Consider the following 14,406-nt stretch of genomic DNA (forward strand, 5'->3'; position numbering starts at 1 on the left):
CTGTGACCGGCAACACACGCGGACTGCGTGCCGACGCGCGGCGCAACCGGGAACGTCTGCTTGACGTCGCCGTACGCGCCTTCTCCGAGCGGGGCACGGACGCGTCGCTGGAGGCCATCGCCAAAGAGGCCGGAGTGGGCATCGGCACGCTGTATCGCCACTTCCCCACTCGGGAGGCCCTGATCGAGGCCGCCTACCGCAACGAGGTCGCGCGGGTCTGCGACGGTGCCGAGGAACTCCTGGCGCAGCACCCGCCCGACATCGCGACGCGGATGTGGATGGACCGGTTCATCGACTATCTGGCAACCAAGCAGGGCATGGCGGACGCGTTGAAGGCCGTCATCGTCTCCGGCGAGTCGGACCCGTTCGCCGAGAGCCTGGACCGGATCAGCTCGGCCATCAGTGCGCTGCTGAAGGCCGGGGCCGAGGCGGGTGTCCTGCGCTCCGACGTCGACCCTCTCGATGTCGGTTTCAGCCTCGGCGGCATCCTGCTGATCACCACCGACATGGGGCTGCGTGACCGTGCGGGCCGCATGCTCGATCTGCTCCTCGACGGACTCCGCTACCGCGCCGGCTGAACGGGGGCCCCTCGGGTTCGAGCCGGCCGCGGCGAAGGCGGCCGTCATCGGCCGGCTCTCCGTCATGGACCGCTGCTTCCAGGTGGAGGCGTACGGGCTCACCGCGAGCGATCCCGTGCCGGCGGGCTGCGCAATCCCTCGGCCATCTCGCGGCCGACACCTCGGCGACCTGACTCGGCCTGCTCGTCACAGGGGTGACATGTCGTCATCCCGGGCTGCTCGCCAAGATCGTCACCACCTTCGACGAGCTCTCCGGCGGGCGGGCCGTTCTCGGGCTGGGCGCCGCCTGGTACCAGCGTGAGCACACCGGCCTCCGAGTACCGTTCCCGCCGACCGGCGAGCGCATCAGGGGCCGGCCGAACCTGCCCGGAGACGGCTGCAGCGGCTCTGCGACCGCGTGCGCCGGCGCCTCGAAGCGGGCCTCTCGGGCCCGGGCAGGCTTCTGCTCCAGCATGGATTCCACGCCTCCAGCTGTCCGGCACCGGCCGGTTCCTTTCACTGCCGCGGGCACGTCGTCATCACTGCCCGGGGGACACCCAGACCGTCAGGTCCTCGCGAGGCCCCCGGCTTCCGGTCCGCCGGCGCCCGCACGGCGAACATCGGACCACGGGCCGAACCACCCCACCTGCGAACGGTCGACTCGCATGACGTCGACGTCGGACCGGGTGTGTCGAGGACCTCCTGGTCCCCGCGGCCACCGTCTCGCCGCCCGCGTCCTGAGTGCGTGGCGGTGGACCGCCCTCGACGGCCTCAGCTCCTGCCCGAGCGGGGTCACTTTTGCGGGAAGGTGAGCCCGCAGCTATCTTCATAGTCAACAATGCGACTAGGTGCCTAGTTGTTTAGCGATGGCCGTGTGCCACTTCCATCAGCAGAGTTGACGAGAGGCGGTCGGCCCCGTGTCGAGCAGTGGGTATCTGCGCTACGTCGCCCTGGGCGACAGTCACACCGAGGGTCTCGGCGACGGCGACGACGTCCGTGGCCTTCGGGGCTGGGCGGACAGGCTCGCCGAGCAGGGCGCCCGCAGCAGCCCTGGCCTGCGCTACGCCAACCTCGCGGTGCGCGGCCGTAAGGCCGGTCAGGTGCGCGCCGAGCAGCTCGCCCCGGCGCTCGCGATGCGGCCCGACCTCGCCACTGTGGTGGCCGGCGTCAACGACGTGCTGCGTCCGAGCTGTGACCTCGACGAGGTGGCCGGCCATGTCGAGGCGATGTTCGCCGCCCTCACCGCCCAGGGCGCGACCGTCGCGACCCTCATGTTTCCCGACGTCGGGCGTATCACGCCGCTGGCCCGCCCGATCGGCCACCGGGTTCTCGCGCTCAACGCGCGCATCCGGGAGGCCGCCGGCCGCCACGGCGTGGTGGTGGCGGAGACCGCCGCACACGCGGCGGCAACCGATCCGCGGTTGTGGAGTGCCGACCGGCTGCACGCCGGCCCCCTGGGGCACGCGCGTATCGCGGCTGCCGTGGCCCAGGCGCTCGGTCTGCCGGGCAGCGACGACACATGGACCCTCCCCCTACTGGCCGAGAGGACAGGCATCTCCGGCTGGAGGACCGTGGGGGCCGAACTGCGCTGGGCCGGCGCCTTCCTCGGCCCCTGGGTCGGCCGCCGCCTGCGTGGCCGCTCCTCCGGCGACGGCCGTCAGGCCAAGCGGCCGGCTCTGCTTCCGGTGGCCGCGTCCACCGGGGACACCTCCTCAGCCGTATGAGGCTCCCGCCCGCGACGACGCCGGCGGCTCCCTCTGCTGCACTTCTCTCTTCCTCGTACCGGAGCTGGAAATGAGTAACGCCCACCCCTTCCGCGTCCTGCGCGCGAAGCGTCTGTGGATCGTCAACAGCGTGATCGTGGGCTTCGTGGCACTGCTGTTCACGGTGTTCTACGTCGGCGCCAACGTCGACCCTGCCGGTCACCTGCGCAAGCTGCCTGTCGGCCTGGTCAGCGCCGATGCGGGGGCGAAGGTCGGTGGCAGGCAGACCGACCTCGGTGCACAGATCACCCAGTCGATAAAGAAGTCGTCCCAGGGCGGAGACAGGATCGACTGGAAGGTGATGGACGAGGCGAAGATGAAGGAGGAGCTGAGCAAGGGCAAGCTGTTCGGCGCGCTCGTTGTGCCCCGCGACTTCACCTCCACCGTCGCCGCACTCACCGGCCCCGGGACGGCCGGCAAGCCCGTCCGCCCGACACTGACCGTGCTGACCAACCAGTCCGCCGGCAGCATGGGGTCGAGCATGGCGCGGCAGGCCACGACGACGGCCGCGCAGTCGGCCTCCGTACAGCTGGGTGAACAGCTCACCGCTCGGGCTCAGGCCGCGCAGGCCGAACTGCCCGCCGCCGCGCGCCTGCTGCTGGCCGACCCGGCCGTGGTGCAGGTCGAGGACGGGCATCCGCTCGACCCGCACAGCGGCCTAGGCCTGAGCGCCTTCTACTACTCCCTCGTCCTCGTCGTCTGCGGCATGCTCGCCGCCAACGTCATCAGCGGCCAGGTGGACCACGCCCTCGGCTACACCCACAGCGACATGGGCCCGCTGCGGATCCACAACCCGCTGCTGCGCGCGACTCGCGTCCAGACCCTGGCCATCAGCAGCACCCTCATGATCGGCCTGTCCCTGCTCATGGGCAGCCTGGCCCTGGCCGGTGCGGTGGGCATCATGGGCATGGACGCCTCTCACCTGCCCCTGCTGTGGCTCTTCTCCGTGTGCACGATCGCGGTCGTCGGCATCGGCGGGCTCGGCCTGCTCGCCGTGTTCGGCACGCCGGGGATGCTGTTCATCACGGTCTTCTACATCGCCATGGCGGTACCGACGTCCGGCGCCACGGTCCCCCTCCAGGCCCTCCCCGGTTTCTACCGCGTCCTCGGCGAGTTCGAGCCCCTGCGCCAGATCACGGGCGCCGTCCGCTCCATCCTCTACTACGACGCCCAGGCCGACGCGGGTCTGACCCGGGGCTGGGTCATGCTGGGCGTGGGACTCGCGGTCGCCGGCCTCTTCGGTTTCGGCGTGACCCGGTTCTACGACCGCAAGGGGCTGCATCGCGTTCCCGCTGACGAGGAACCGCAGCCGGTCCTCGCTCGGGCGTAGTCCGACGACCGGTGAGGGGTGGGGCTGGGCACGGTCGCCTCACTGCTCACTTTGTTGACTGATCGTGTGGGTGGGATCGCCGCGGTCAGCCGTCGGCCCGCAGTGCGGCTGTGCGCTGTTCGATCCTGCGCAGTGCAATGTCCCCCCACTGGAGGTTCTCCCGCTCGAACGACATCCCGCGCAGCAGGGTGAGATACGGGCCGATGCGCTCGGCCTCGGCGAAGTACGCCTCCTCCGAACGCCCGTCGAGCAGACGCTGCCGGAGCCTCTCGTAGTGGGCCAGCTTGGTGGTGGCCCACTCCATGCGCTCCGCGACGGCAGTCCGGACGGCTTCCATGTCGCCCACGTCCAGGCACTGCACCTTGACGAGCAACTCGTCCCGGACCACCGCCGGTTTGCCCAAGGGTTCGGCGGTGTAGGCGTGGACGGCCTTCCGCCCGGCCTCCGTCAAGGAGAACAGCCGCTTGTTGGGGCGGCGCTCCTGCTCGACGACGCGGGCCGTGACGAGCCCTTCGGTCTCCATGCGATCCAGCTCCCGGTACAGCTGCTGGGGCGTCGACATCCAGAAGTTGGCCACCGTCGCGTCGAACGCCTTCGCGAGGTCGTACCCGGACGCCTCACCCTTCAACAGCGCGGCCATCACCGCGTTCCGCAGAGCCATGGGCGACACGCTAGCAGTGTGGTGATTAGTCAACGAAGTGACAGATGGTCGCTCTCTCCTCGTGGACAAGGCGCGACCGGCCCTCTAGTGTCCATCACACCTATTCAAATTATTGGGTATCGAGGTGGGCTCATGCATCCCTTCCGCAAGGCCGTCGAGAGCGGTGACATGAATGCCGTGGCCGCTCTGCTGGCCGACGACGTCGTCTTCACCAGCCCCGTCGCCTTCAAGCCGTACCCGGGCAAGGCCCTCACCGCCGCGATCCTGCGTGGCGTGCTCCGGGTCTTCGAGGACTTCACCTACATCCGTGAGATCGCCAACCCCGACGGCCGCGACCACGCCTTCGTCTTCACCGCCACCGTCGCCGGCAAGCAACTCCAGGGATGCGACTTCCTGCACTTCGACGACGACGGGAAGATCGACGAGTTCACGGTGATGGTGCGCCCGCTCTCCGCGGCCCAGGCGCTCGGCGAGGCCATGGGCGCCCAGTTCGAGCGGATCGCCCAAGAGGCCGCCGAACAGTGACCGTCGCCACCCTCCAACGCGCGCACCTGCACATCCTCCTGATCGAACGCCACAACGTCCCCGGCGGCTTCGCCACCTCCTTCCGACGAGGCCGCTTCGAGTTCGACACGGCGCTGCACCAGCTGCCGGGAGTCGGCCTGGAGGGCTAGCCGTGTGATGGTCGTCGTGGACGGCATCGCTGCCAGCCTGGTGCCTGGCGTCTGCTGACGGGCTCTTCCCTGTGGCCGTGCCAACCCCGAAGCAGACACACTCCGGTGCCCCACCGAGCGAGTGCCCCGTACCGACTGCCGGAAGTCGATCACCCAGCGACGACTCCGCCGGCTCGTATCCTGGGTCCGCATTCGTTCCTCGTACGCGCGCGGGGCCCCGAGCCGGTGTGCGCGTCGGCGTGAGAGAGGTCGCAGATTGAGTCAGCCGGGTCCGAGCCAGAGCTCTCGGCAGATCCCCGTCATCGTCCTCGCCGGCTTTCTCGGTTCCGGCAAGACCACTCTCCTCAACCACCTCCTCCACCGAGGCGGTGGCAGTCGTATCGGGGCCATCGTCAATGACTTCGGGGCCATCGAGATCGACGCCATGGCCGTCGCGGGGGCGCTGGGGGACTCCACGGTGTCGCTCGGCAACGGATGCCTGTGCTGTGCTGTCGACGCGAGCGAGCTCGATGTCTATCTTGACCGGCTCACTCGGCCCTCGGCCCGGATCGACGTCATCGTCATCGAGGCCAGCGGGCTCGCCGAGCCGCAGGAACTCGTTCGGATGGTGCTCGCCAGTGAGAACCCCCGGGTCGTCTACGGCGGGCTGGTCGAGGTCGTCGACGCCGTCGAGTTCGACGCCACGCGGGCGAAGCACCCCGAGGTCGACCGACATCTCGCGCTCGCCGACCTCGTCGTCGTCAACAAGGTCGGACAGGTCCCCGATGGCGGTGAGCGAGTCCTGGGGACCGTGCGTGGGCTCGTCGACCGTGCCGCTGTCGTCCCCGCCGACTACGGGCGCGTCGACCCGGAGTTCCTCTTCGACTGCCGACCGGCCCAGGAGCGCGTCGGTCAGTTGACCTTCGACGACCTGCACGATCACCACGAACACCGGGACGGTGAGGGAGACCATTCCGGGCATCTGCACGCCGCCTACGACAGTCTCTCCTTCAGCTCCTCGACTCCGCTCCACCCGCGTCGGCTGATGGACTTCCTCGACAGCCGGCCCGAAGGGCTCTACCGCATCAAGGGGTACGTCGACTTCGGGCCGCACGACCCGGGCAACCGGTACGTCGTGCACGCCGTCGGGCGGTTCCTACGGTTCTATCCCGAGCCCTGGGCCGACGGCGAGGAGCGTCTCACCCAACTCGTCCTCATCGGAACCGGCATCGGACTGCCCACCCTCGGCAAGGAACTCGAGGCCTGCATGGACGACGCCCCACACGCCGACGAGCACAGCATGTGGGGCGTCCTGAGATACGTACAGGAGCAGAGTCCGGAGGACCCCGGAGAGGTCGGCTGACCTACACCGGGCCCGTCACCACACCCACCGTCCTCGGCAACGACACGCCCGAGCCGTCGCGGCGCGGGTCCATCTCCGGGAGCTCCGCCGGGGTGCCGTCCTTCTGGGACGCCCGCGCCGGGGTCGGGCCCGCCCAGGCCAGGGACAGACAGTCCTCGCCCTTCAGGAACCGCTGGCAGCGGACACCGCCGGTGGCACGCCCCTTGCGCGGGTACTGGTCGAAGGGCGTCAGCTTCGCCGTCGTCTGCACGGAGTCGTCCAGCGTGCCCCGTGATCCGGCCACCGTGAAGACGACCGCCTCCACCGCAGGGTCCACCGCCGTGAACGAGATCACCTTGGCGCCGTCCGTGAGCTTGATGCCGGCCATACCGCCGGCCGGACGGCCCTGCGGGCGGACGTGGGCGGCCTGGAAGCGCAGCAGCTGGGCGTCGTCCGTGATGAAGATCAGGTCCTCCTCGCCTGTACGCAGCTCCGCGGCCCCGACGATCCGGTCGCCGTCCTTGAGCGTGATGACCTCCAACTCCCCCTTGTTGGAGGGATAGTCGGGGACCACACGCTTGACGACGCCCTGCTCCGTGCCGATCGCGAGGCCCGGCGACGACTCGTCGAGTGTCGTCAGGCAGACCACCGTCTCGCCGTCCTCCAGGGAGAGGAACTCCGACAGCGGGGCCCCGCCCGAGAGATTGGGCGCCGCCATCGTGTCGGGCAGCCGGGGGAGGTCGATGACGTTGATACGCAGCAGGCGGCCGGCGGACGTCACCGCGCCCACTTCGCCCCGTGCCGTCGCCGGGACCGCGGAGACGATCAGGTCGTGCTTCACGCGCCGCCCGTCCTCGTCCGCCGGGAACGGCTCGCCGTTCGCCGTACGCGCCAGCAGGCCCGTCGAGGAGAGCAGGACCCGGCACGGGTCGTCGGCCACCTGGAGCGGGACGCCGGCCGCGGGGGCGGCACCGGCCGACTCCAGCAGGACCGTACGACGCTCGGTGCCGAACTTCTTGGCCACCGCGGCCAGTTCGGTCGAGACCAGCTTGCGGAGCTCCGCGTCCGACTCCAGGATCCGGGTCAGCTCCGCGATCTCGGCGGCCAGTCGCTCCTTCTCGGACTCCAGCTCGATCCGGTCGAACCGGGTCAGCCGGCGCAACGGGGTGTCCAGGATGTACTGCGTCTGGATCTCCGAGAGGGAGAAGCGCTCCATCAGGCGTTCCTTCGCCTGCGCGGAGTTGTCGCTGGAGCGGATCAGCCGGATGACCTCGTCGATGTCGACCAGCGCGGTGAGCAGGCCCTCGACCAGGTGCAGCCGGTCGCGGCGCTTGCCGCGGCGGAACTCCGAGCGACGCCGTACGACCTCGAAGCGGTGGTCGAGATAGACCTCCAGGAGTTCCTTCAGCCCCAGGGTGAGGGGCTGGCCGTCCACCAGCGCCACGTTGTTGATGCCGAAGGACTCCTCCATCGGCGTCAGCTTGTAGAGCTGTTCCAGGACGGCTTCCGGCACGAAGCCGTTCTTGATCTCGATGACCAGACGCAGGCCGTGGCTGCGGTCGGTGAGGTCCTTGACGTCGGCGATCCCCTGGAGCTTCTTCGCGCCGACCAGGTCCTTGATCTTGGCGATCACCTTCTCCGGGCCGACCGTGAACGGCAGTTCGGTGACGACCAGGCCCATACGGCGCGCCGTCACGTTCTCCACCGACACCGTGGCGCGGATCTTGAACGTGCCTCGGCCCGACTCGTACGCGTCCCTGATCCCGGCGAGGCCGACGATCCGGCCGCCCGTGGGCAGGTCGGGGCCCGGGACGTGCCGCATCAGGGTGTCGAGGTCGGCGGCCGGGTAGCGGATCAGGTGCCGGGCGGCCGAGATGACCTCGCCGAGGTTGTGCGGCGGCATGTTCGTGGCCATACCGACGGCGATGCCCGACGCGCCGTTCACCAGCAGGTTTGGGAAGGCGGCGGGCAGTGCCACCGGCTCCTGCTCCTGGCCGTCGTAGTTGGGGGCGAAGTCGACCGTGTCCTCTTCGATCGACTCCGTCATCAGGGACGTCGCGTCGGCCATACGGGCCTCGGTGTACCGCATGGCGGCCGGCGGGTCGTCGTTGCCCAGCGAACCGAAGTTGCCGTGCCCGTCGACCAGCGGCACGCGCATGGAGAACGGCTGGGCGAGACGCACCATGGCGTCGTAGATCGACGAGTCGCCGTGCGGGTGCAGCTTACCCATGACCTCGCCGACCACGCGGGCACACTTCACATAGCCGCGGTCGGGGCGCAGACCCATCTCGTTCATCTGGTAGACGATGCGACGGTGTACGGGCTTGAGACCGTCGCGGGCGTCGGGCAGGGCTCGGGAGTAGATGACCGAGTACGCGTACTCGAGGAAGGAGCCCTGCATCTCGTCGACGACGTCGATGTCGAGGATCCGCTCCTCGAAGTCATCGGGCGGCGGGGTCTTCGTGCTGCGGCGGGCCATCGCTGCCGGCTCCTTCTGTTTCCTGTCGTTCGCCTACGGGGCGCACCCCTGCGGCTCACTCCTGCTGAGACTGAACGGGTTCTGACGCGGACCATTGTGGACTGCCGCACTGACAACGCGGACCAAGGCCCGTTCCGGTGGCGGTGTTGGGCGGTGGCCGCTGATGCTGAAACGTACCGCCTGGAACCCGAGGAATCTCGCTGTCGGCGTACGTCCGCCGGGAACTTCGCCAGCACTCCACACGCTTGCATACAGTGGCAGGACCGGCAGGAACACAGCGGTTGCAACAACCGCATCCGCGATCGAAGGGACGTACATGCCCATGGGTCACACGGCCACAGCCGAGGCAGGCTCCGGCGGCCTGACAGCGACCGAACACCGCCTCGCCAACGGGCTGCGCGTGGTGCTCTCCGAGGACCACCTGACCCCGGTCGCAGCGGTGTGCCTCTGGTACGACGTCGGGTCGCGCCACGAGGTCAAGGGCCGTACCGGCCTGGCTCACCTCTTCGAGCACCTGATGTTCCAGGGCTCGGGCCAGGTGAAGGGCAACGGCCACTTCGAACTGGTCCAGGGCGCGGGCGGTTCGCTCAACGGCACCACCAGCTTCGAGCGCACCAACTACTTCGAGACCATGCCCACCCACCAACTGGAGCTCGCCCTCTGGCTGGAGGCGGACCGCATGGGCTCGCTGCTCGCGGCCCTCGACGACGAGTCCATGGAGAACCAGCGGGACGTCGTCAAGAACGAGCGCCGACAGCGCTACGACAACGTCCCCTACGGCACGGCGTTCGAGAAGCTGACCGCCCTCGCCTACCCGGAGGGACACCCCTACCACCACACGCCGATCGGCTCGATGGCGGACCTGGACGCGGCGACGCTGGAGGACGCGCGCGCGTTCTTCCGCACGTACTACGCGCCCAACAACGCGGTCCTGTCGATCGTCGGGGACATCGACCCCCAGGAGACCCTCGCCTGGGTCGAGAAGTACTTCGGATCCATCGCCGGGCACGACGGCAAGCCCGCGCCGCGCTCCGGGGCACTTCCCGACGTCATCGGCGAGGAACTGCGCGAGGTCGTCGTGGAAGAGGTTCCCGCGCGCGCGTTGATGGCCGCCTACCGGCTCCCGGAGGACGGCACGCGCGCGTGCGACGCGGCCGACCTGGCGCTCACCGTCCTCGGCGGCGGCGAGTCCTCCCGCCTCTACAACCGGCTCGTACGGCGGGACCGTACGGCGGTCGCGGCCGGGTTCGGCCTGCTGCGGCTGGCCGGAGCACCCTCCCTGGGGTGGCTGGACGTGAAGACCTCCGCGGACGTCGAGGTGCCGGTCATCGAGGCCGCTGTCGACGAGGAGCTCGCCCGGTTCGCCGCGGAGGGCCCGACGGCCGAGGAGATGGAGCGCGCGCAGGCCCAGTTGGAGCGCGAGTGGCTGGACCGGCTCGGTACGGTCGCGGGCCGTGCCGACGAACTGTGCCGCTTCGCCGTGCTGTTCGGCGACCCGCAGCTCGCCCTGACCGCCGTGCAGCGCGTCCTCGACGTGACGGCGGAGGAGGTCCAGGAGGCAGCCAAGGCCCGGCTGCGACCCGACAACCGCGCGGTGCTCGTCTACGAGCCGGTCTCCGAGGTGACGGCCGAGGACGCGGATCCGCCCAAGGACCCCGAGGCCGAGGCCACGGTCGAAGCCGGCGACGAGAACGAGGAGGCGGCCAAGTGACCGAGCTCGCCACGATGGAGTTCCACCCCCAGCCCCAGGCGGGAGAGGCCAGGCCCTGGGCCTTCCCGGCCCCCGCACGCGACACGCTCGGCAACGGTCTGACCGTCCTGCGGTGCCACCGCCCCGGCCAGCAGGTCGTCGCCGTCGAGGTGCTCGTCGACGCCCCCCTGGAGGCGGAGCCGGCCGGTCTGGACGGCGTGGCCACGATCATGTCCCGGGCCTTCTCCGAAGGCACCGACAAGTACTCCGCCGAGGAGTTCGCCGCCGAGCTGGAGCGCTGCGGCGCCACCCTCGACGCGCACGCCGACCACCCCGGTGTCCGCCTCAGCCTCGAAGTCCCCGTGTCGCGGCTCCCCAAGGGGCTGGGGCTGCTGGCCGACGCCCTCAGGGCGCCCGCGTTCTCGGAGAGCGAGATCGAGCGGCTGGTGCGCAACCGGCTGGACGAGATCCCGCACGAGACGGCCAACCCGGCCCGCCGCTCCGCCAAGCAGCTGTACAAGGAACTGTTCCCGGCGTCCTCGCGCATGTCACGTCCGCGCCAGGGCACCGAGGAGACGGTCGCGAAGATCGACGCGGCGGCCGTCCGCGCCTTCTACGAGAGGCACGTCCGGCCCGCCACGGCCACCGCCGTGGTCGTCGGTGACCTCACCGGCGTCGACTTGGACGCGCTGCTCGGCGAAACCCTGGGGGCCTGGGCGGGCTCGTCGGCCGAGCCGCGTCCGGTGCCGCCGGTGACCGCCGACGACACCGGCCGGGTCGTCATCGTGGACCGGCCGGGTGCCGTGCAGACCCAGTTGCTCATCGGCCGTATCGGCGCCGACCGGCACGACCGTGTCTGGGCCGCCCAGGTCCTCGGCACGTACTGCCTCGGCGGCACCCTCACCTCCCGTCTGGACCGCGTCCTGCGGGAGGAAAAGGGCTACACCTACGGTGTGCGGGCGTTCGGCCAGGTCCTGCGCTCGGCTCCGGACGGCACAGGGGCCGCGCTGCTCGCCATCAGCGGCTCCTTCGACACCCCGAACACCGGTCCCGCCCTGGAGGACCTCTGGAAGGTGCTGCGCACCCTCGCGGCCGAAGGGCTCACCGACGCCGAGCGTGATGTCGCGGTGCAGAACCTGGTCGGCGTCGCCCCGCTCAAGTACGAGACCGCGGCGGCCGTGGCGAGCACGCTGGCCGACCAGGTCGAGCAGCACCTGCCCGACGACTACCAGGCGACGCTGTACCGCCAGCTCGCGGCGACCGGCACCGTGGAAGCCACCGCGGCGGCCGTCAACGCCTTCCCGGTGGACCGGCTGGTGACGGTCCTCGTCGGCGACGCGGCGACGATCGAGGGGCCCGTCCGGGCCCTCGGCATCGGTGAAGTGAGCGTCGTCCCCGCCGAGTAGCGGCATCGGCGTACACGACAGGGGCCCGGTGACGGCAGCGTCACCGGGCCCCTCTTTGCCCATGCTTTGTCCGTGTTGATGCGCAAGTTGCCCGTATTGGTGGAGAGGTTGACAGTCTGCACTGTGGCATGTGCGACAAAACCCGTGATCGGTTTGTTGATTGAAAGAGGTCCCGCTTAGCGTCTGTCCGGCTGTCCGTCATGCAGTGCGCCGCAGCCGCGGCACCGGGCAGTCATCGCCGAGTCCCCGTACGGCGCGAGCCAGGGGAGCCGGGGACCCACCATGTGCAGTCCCTGGGGTGAATCGGACGCCCGCGCGCGCAGCGAGGGGGTCCGTAGGAGACCTTCCTGCTCCGAACCCGTCAGCTAACCCGGTAGGCGAGAAGGAAGGAAAGGACCAGCCACTACATGGCGTTCACCCGCGCCACCGGGAAGCACCGTCGTCCCAGCCGCCCCAGCCTTGTCACCCGTACGACCGCCCGCGCTGCCGGCGTAGCCGCCCTCGCGACCACCGGCGTCGTCGGCTCCCTCGCCGCCCCGGCGCTCGCGGCGGAGTCCGCCGTCGAGCAGACCGGACTCACCCCGGTGATCTCCATCGGCGAGTCGCTCGCCGCCCAGATCGACGCCCAGGCCGCCGCCCAGGAGCAGGCCGCCGAGAAGGCCGCCGCCGAGAAGAAGGCCGTGGCCGCCGCGCAGAAGGAGGCGGAGGAGCGCGTCAAGGAGGCACGCGAGGCGCAGGCCCGTGCCGCCCGCGAGGCCGAGCGCAAGCGCCTCAACAGCTATGTCGCCCCGATCTCCGGCTCGTACATCTCCACGGGCTACAAGGCGGGCGGCGGCATCTGGTCCTCCGGCAGCCACACCGGCATCGACTTCCACGCCGCGTCGGGCACCACCGTGCACGCGGTGGGCTCCGGCACCGTCGTCGAGGCGGGCTGGGGCGGGTCGTACGGCAACAACATCGTGATCAAGATGATCGACGGTACCTACACTCAGTACGGTCATCTGTCGTCCATCAACGTCTCCGTCGGCCAGACGGTCACCCCAGGGCAGCAGATAGGCCTCTCCGGGGCCACCGGCAACGTCACAGGTCCGCACCTCCACTTCGAGGCGCGCACGACCCCGGAGTACGGCTCGGACATCAACCCCGTCGCCTACCTTCGCTCGCACGGTGTGAACGTCTGACGAACCCGCGCACCACTTGTCGTGGCCCCGGCTCCCCGAGCCGGGGCTTTCGGCGTTTCGGAGGGTGGTGTGTCCAAAAAATATCCATGGATTCCGGCCTGCCGTCGGAAATTCCGGTTCTCTGCAATAGAGTCACTGAACACACGTCAATCGTCGACGTTTCACGGGGATTAAAGCGGAGGTCGGACATGCGTATTCCGGCGCACTCGGTATGCACGGCGATCCGGGACGACATCGTCGCCGGTGTCTACGAGCGCGGCAGCCGGCTCACCGAGGAACTGCTGGCGCGCCGGTACGGCGTCTCGCGCGTCCCTGTTCGCGAAGCCCTGCGCACGCTGGAGGCCGAGGGCTTCGTGGTGACCCGGCGGCACGCGGGCGCGTGCGTCGCGGAACCCACCGAGCCGGAGGCCTCCGACCTGCTGGAGATGCGCATGCTCCTGGAACCGCTGGGCGCCTCCCGGGCCGCCCAACGGCGGACCGAGGCACACCTCAAGGTGCTGCGCGGCCTGGTCAGGCTGGGTCAGGAACGGGCCAGGAGGGGCAACAGCGAGGATCTGCGCTCCCTGGGGGGCTGGTTCCACGAGACGCTCGCCCAGTCCTCCGGAAGCCATGCCCTGGCCTCGACGCTCACCCAGCTCCGGCACAAGATCGCCTGGATGTACTCGGTGGAGGCGCCGGCCAGCCCGGTCGACTCCTGGGCGGAGCACGGGGCGATCGTGGACGCGGTGGCGCGAGGCGACAGTGAGCGGGCGCGGGCGATCACAGCGCTGCACACCGAGCGGGCGACCGCCGCACACCGGCTGCGCTTTCCGGGAGGCGGAGACCGCCCGGATCGTGTGAGGACTTCGCAACATCCCGTAAACATGACGGGCCTGCGTCATTAACACGGGCACCGTATACAAAGAGGGTTGAATTCGCGGGAGATTATTTTCGCTGCCCGCGATCGGGAATAACAAAGGGCCCGCCTGATATTCAGGCAGGCCCTTCGCGGTATGCGGATGGTGTTTGTGAGGCGGCGTCCGCCGGCGCCATCGATCGAGGGCCCCGAGGGGTCCTCAGACCGTCTCGGGAAGTTCCTCGAGCCCCTCGGCCACCAGCTTCGCCAGGCGGTCGAGCGCGGCGTCGGCGCCCTCCGCTTCGGAGGCGAGGACGATCTCCTCGCCGCCCTGGGCGCCCAGGCCGAGGACCGCCAGCATGGAGGCCGCGTTGACGGGGTTGCCGTCGGCCTTGGCGATCGTCATGGGGACGCCGGCGGCCGTGGCCGCACGGACGAAGATGGAGGCGGGGCGGGCGTGGAGGCCCTCCGCCCAGCCGACGTTGACGCGGCGCTCAGCCATGTGATGC

Annotated in this window: 14 protein-coding genes and 1 riboswitch; of the genes, 11 read left to right on the forward strand and 3 right to left on the reverse strand. The window is 69.9% G+C overall.

Annotated elements, in window-relative coordinates; genetic code table 11:
• Positions 1–2: 2 nt before the first annotated feature.
• The 4 genes from OG241_RS41095 (at position 3) to OG241_RS41110 (ending at position 3,650) form a co-directional block, all read left to right on the forward strand.
• The gene (locus tag OG241_RS41095) at positions 3–578 is read left to right on the forward strand and encodes a TetR/AcrR family transcriptional regulator (protein ID WP_405822948.1); all 576 of its coding nucleotides are present in this window, start codon (positions 3–5) and stop codon (positions 576–578) included.
• A 194-nt stretch (positions 579–772) separates the two neighbouring features.
• Positions 773–1,369: an LLM class flavin-dependent oxidoreductase gene (locus OG241_RS41100; RefSeq protein WP_405822949.1), complete on the forward strand. Its 597-nt coding sequence runs from the start codon at positions 773–775 to the stop codon at positions 1,367–1,369.
• A gap of 105 nt (positions 1,370–1,474) precedes the next feature.
• Positions 1,475–2,281, forward strand: a complete 807-nt coding sequence (locus OG241_RS41105; RefSeq protein WP_405822951.1) for an SGNH/GDSL hydrolase family protein — start codon at positions 1,475–1,477, stop codon at positions 2,279–2,281.
• A gap of 70 nt (positions 2,282–2,351) precedes the next feature.
• Positions 2,352–3,650, forward strand: a complete 1,299-nt coding sequence (locus OG241_RS41110) for a DUF3533 domain-containing protein (protein ID WP_405822953.1) — start codon at positions 2,352–2,354, stop codon at positions 3,648–3,650.
• 85 nt (positions 3,651–3,735) lie between these two features.
• Here the strand turns inward: OG241_RS41110 and OG241_RS41115 are convergent, their stop codons facing one another.
• The gene (locus OG241_RS41115) at positions 3,736–4,311 is read right to left on the reverse strand and encodes a PadR family transcriptional regulator (protein ID WP_405822955.1); all 576 of its coding nucleotides are present in this window, start codon (positions 4,309–4,311) and stop codon (positions 3,736–3,738) included.
• Positions 4,312–4,443: 132 nt separating this feature from the next.
• Between OG241_RS41115 and OG241_RS41120 the strand changes: the two genes are divergently transcribed.
• The 3 genes from OG241_RS41120 to OG241_RS41130 all read left to right on the forward strand — a co-directional run bounded on the left by OG241_RS41120 (position 4,444) and on the right by OG241_RS41130 (position 6,327).
• Positions 4,444–4,836 (forward strand): nuclear transport factor 2 family protein, encoded by a 393-nt coding sequence (locus OG241_RS41120; protein ID WP_405822957.1) that lies wholly within the window; start codon positions 4,444–4,446, stop codon positions 4,834–4,836.
• Complete coding sequence (locus OG241_RS41125; protein WP_405822959.1) at positions 4,833–4,985, forward strand: NAD(P)-binding protein; 153 nt, start codon at positions 4,833–4,835, stop codon at positions 4,983–4,985. The genes OG241_RS41120 and OG241_RS41125 overlap by 4 nt, the downstream gene beginning before the upstream one ends.
• A gap of 256 nt (positions 4,986–5,241) precedes the next feature.
• A complete protein-coding gene (locus OG241_RS41130) occupies positions 5,242–6,327 on the forward strand; it encodes a CobW family GTP-binding protein (protein WP_405822961.1) in 1,086 nt (361 codons plus the stop codon).
• A gap of 1 nt (position 6,328) precedes the next feature.
• Here the strand turns inward: OG241_RS41130 and OG241_RS41135 are convergent, their stop codons facing one another.
• Positions 6,329–8,785 (reverse strand): DNA topoisomerase (ATP-hydrolyzing) subunit A, encoded by a 2,457-nt coding sequence (locus OG241_RS41135; RefSeq protein WP_405822963.1) that lies wholly within the window; start codon positions 8,783–8,785, stop codon positions 6,329–6,331.
• Positions 8,786–9,101: 316 nt separating this feature from the next.
• Between OG241_RS41135 and OG241_RS41140 the strand changes: the two genes are divergently transcribed.
• From OG241_RS41140 to OG241_RS41155, 4 genes are all read left to right on the forward strand, one after another.
• The gene (locus tag OG241_RS41140) at positions 9,102–10,496 is read left to right on the forward strand and encodes a M16 family metallopeptidase (RefSeq protein ID WP_405822965.1); all 1,395 of its coding nucleotides are present in this window, start codon (positions 9,102–9,104) and stop codon (positions 10,494–10,496) included.
• Complete coding sequence (locus OG241_RS41145; RefSeq protein ID WP_405822966.1) at positions 10,493–11,881, forward strand: M16 family metallopeptidase; 1,389 nt, start codon at positions 10,493–10,495, stop codon at positions 11,879–11,881. Before OG241_RS41140 ends, OG241_RS41145 begins: the two co-directional genes overlap by 4 nt.
• A 226-nt stretch (positions 11,882–12,107) precedes the next feature.
• Positions 12,108–12,275: riboswitch (cyclic di-AMP (ydaO/yuaA leader) on the forward strand.
• Between the two features lie 13 nt (positions 12,276–12,288).
• Positions 12,289–13,062 carry a M23 family metallopeptidase gene (locus OG241_RS41150; protein WP_405822968.1) on the forward strand — a complete coding sequence of 258 codons (774 nt, stop codon included), beginning with the start codon at positions 12,289–12,291 and terminating at the stop codon, positions 13,060–13,062.
• 188 nt (positions 13,063–13,250) lie between these two features.
• On the forward strand, positions 13,251–13,946 hold the full coding sequence (locus tag OG241_RS41155) for a GntR family transcriptional regulator (protein WP_405822970.1): 696 nt from the start codon (positions 13,251–13,253) through the stop codon (positions 13,944–13,946).
• A gap of 171 nt (positions 13,947–14,117) precedes the next feature.
• Here the strand turns inward: OG241_RS41155 and OG241_RS41160 are convergent, their stop codons facing one another.
• Positions 14,118–14,399 carry an HPr family phosphocarrier protein gene (locus OG241_RS41160; protein WP_006379745.1) on the reverse strand — a complete coding sequence of 94 codons (282 nt, stop codon included), beginning with the start codon at positions 14,397–14,399 and terminating at the stop codon, positions 14,118–14,120.
• Between the last annotated feature and the right edge of the window lie 7 nt (positions 14,400–14,406).

This window comes from Streptomyces sp. NBC_01390, assembly GCF_045040105.1.
Taxonomy (GTDB): Bacteria; Actinomycetota; Actinomycetes; order Streptomycetales; family Streptomycetaceae; genus Streptomyces.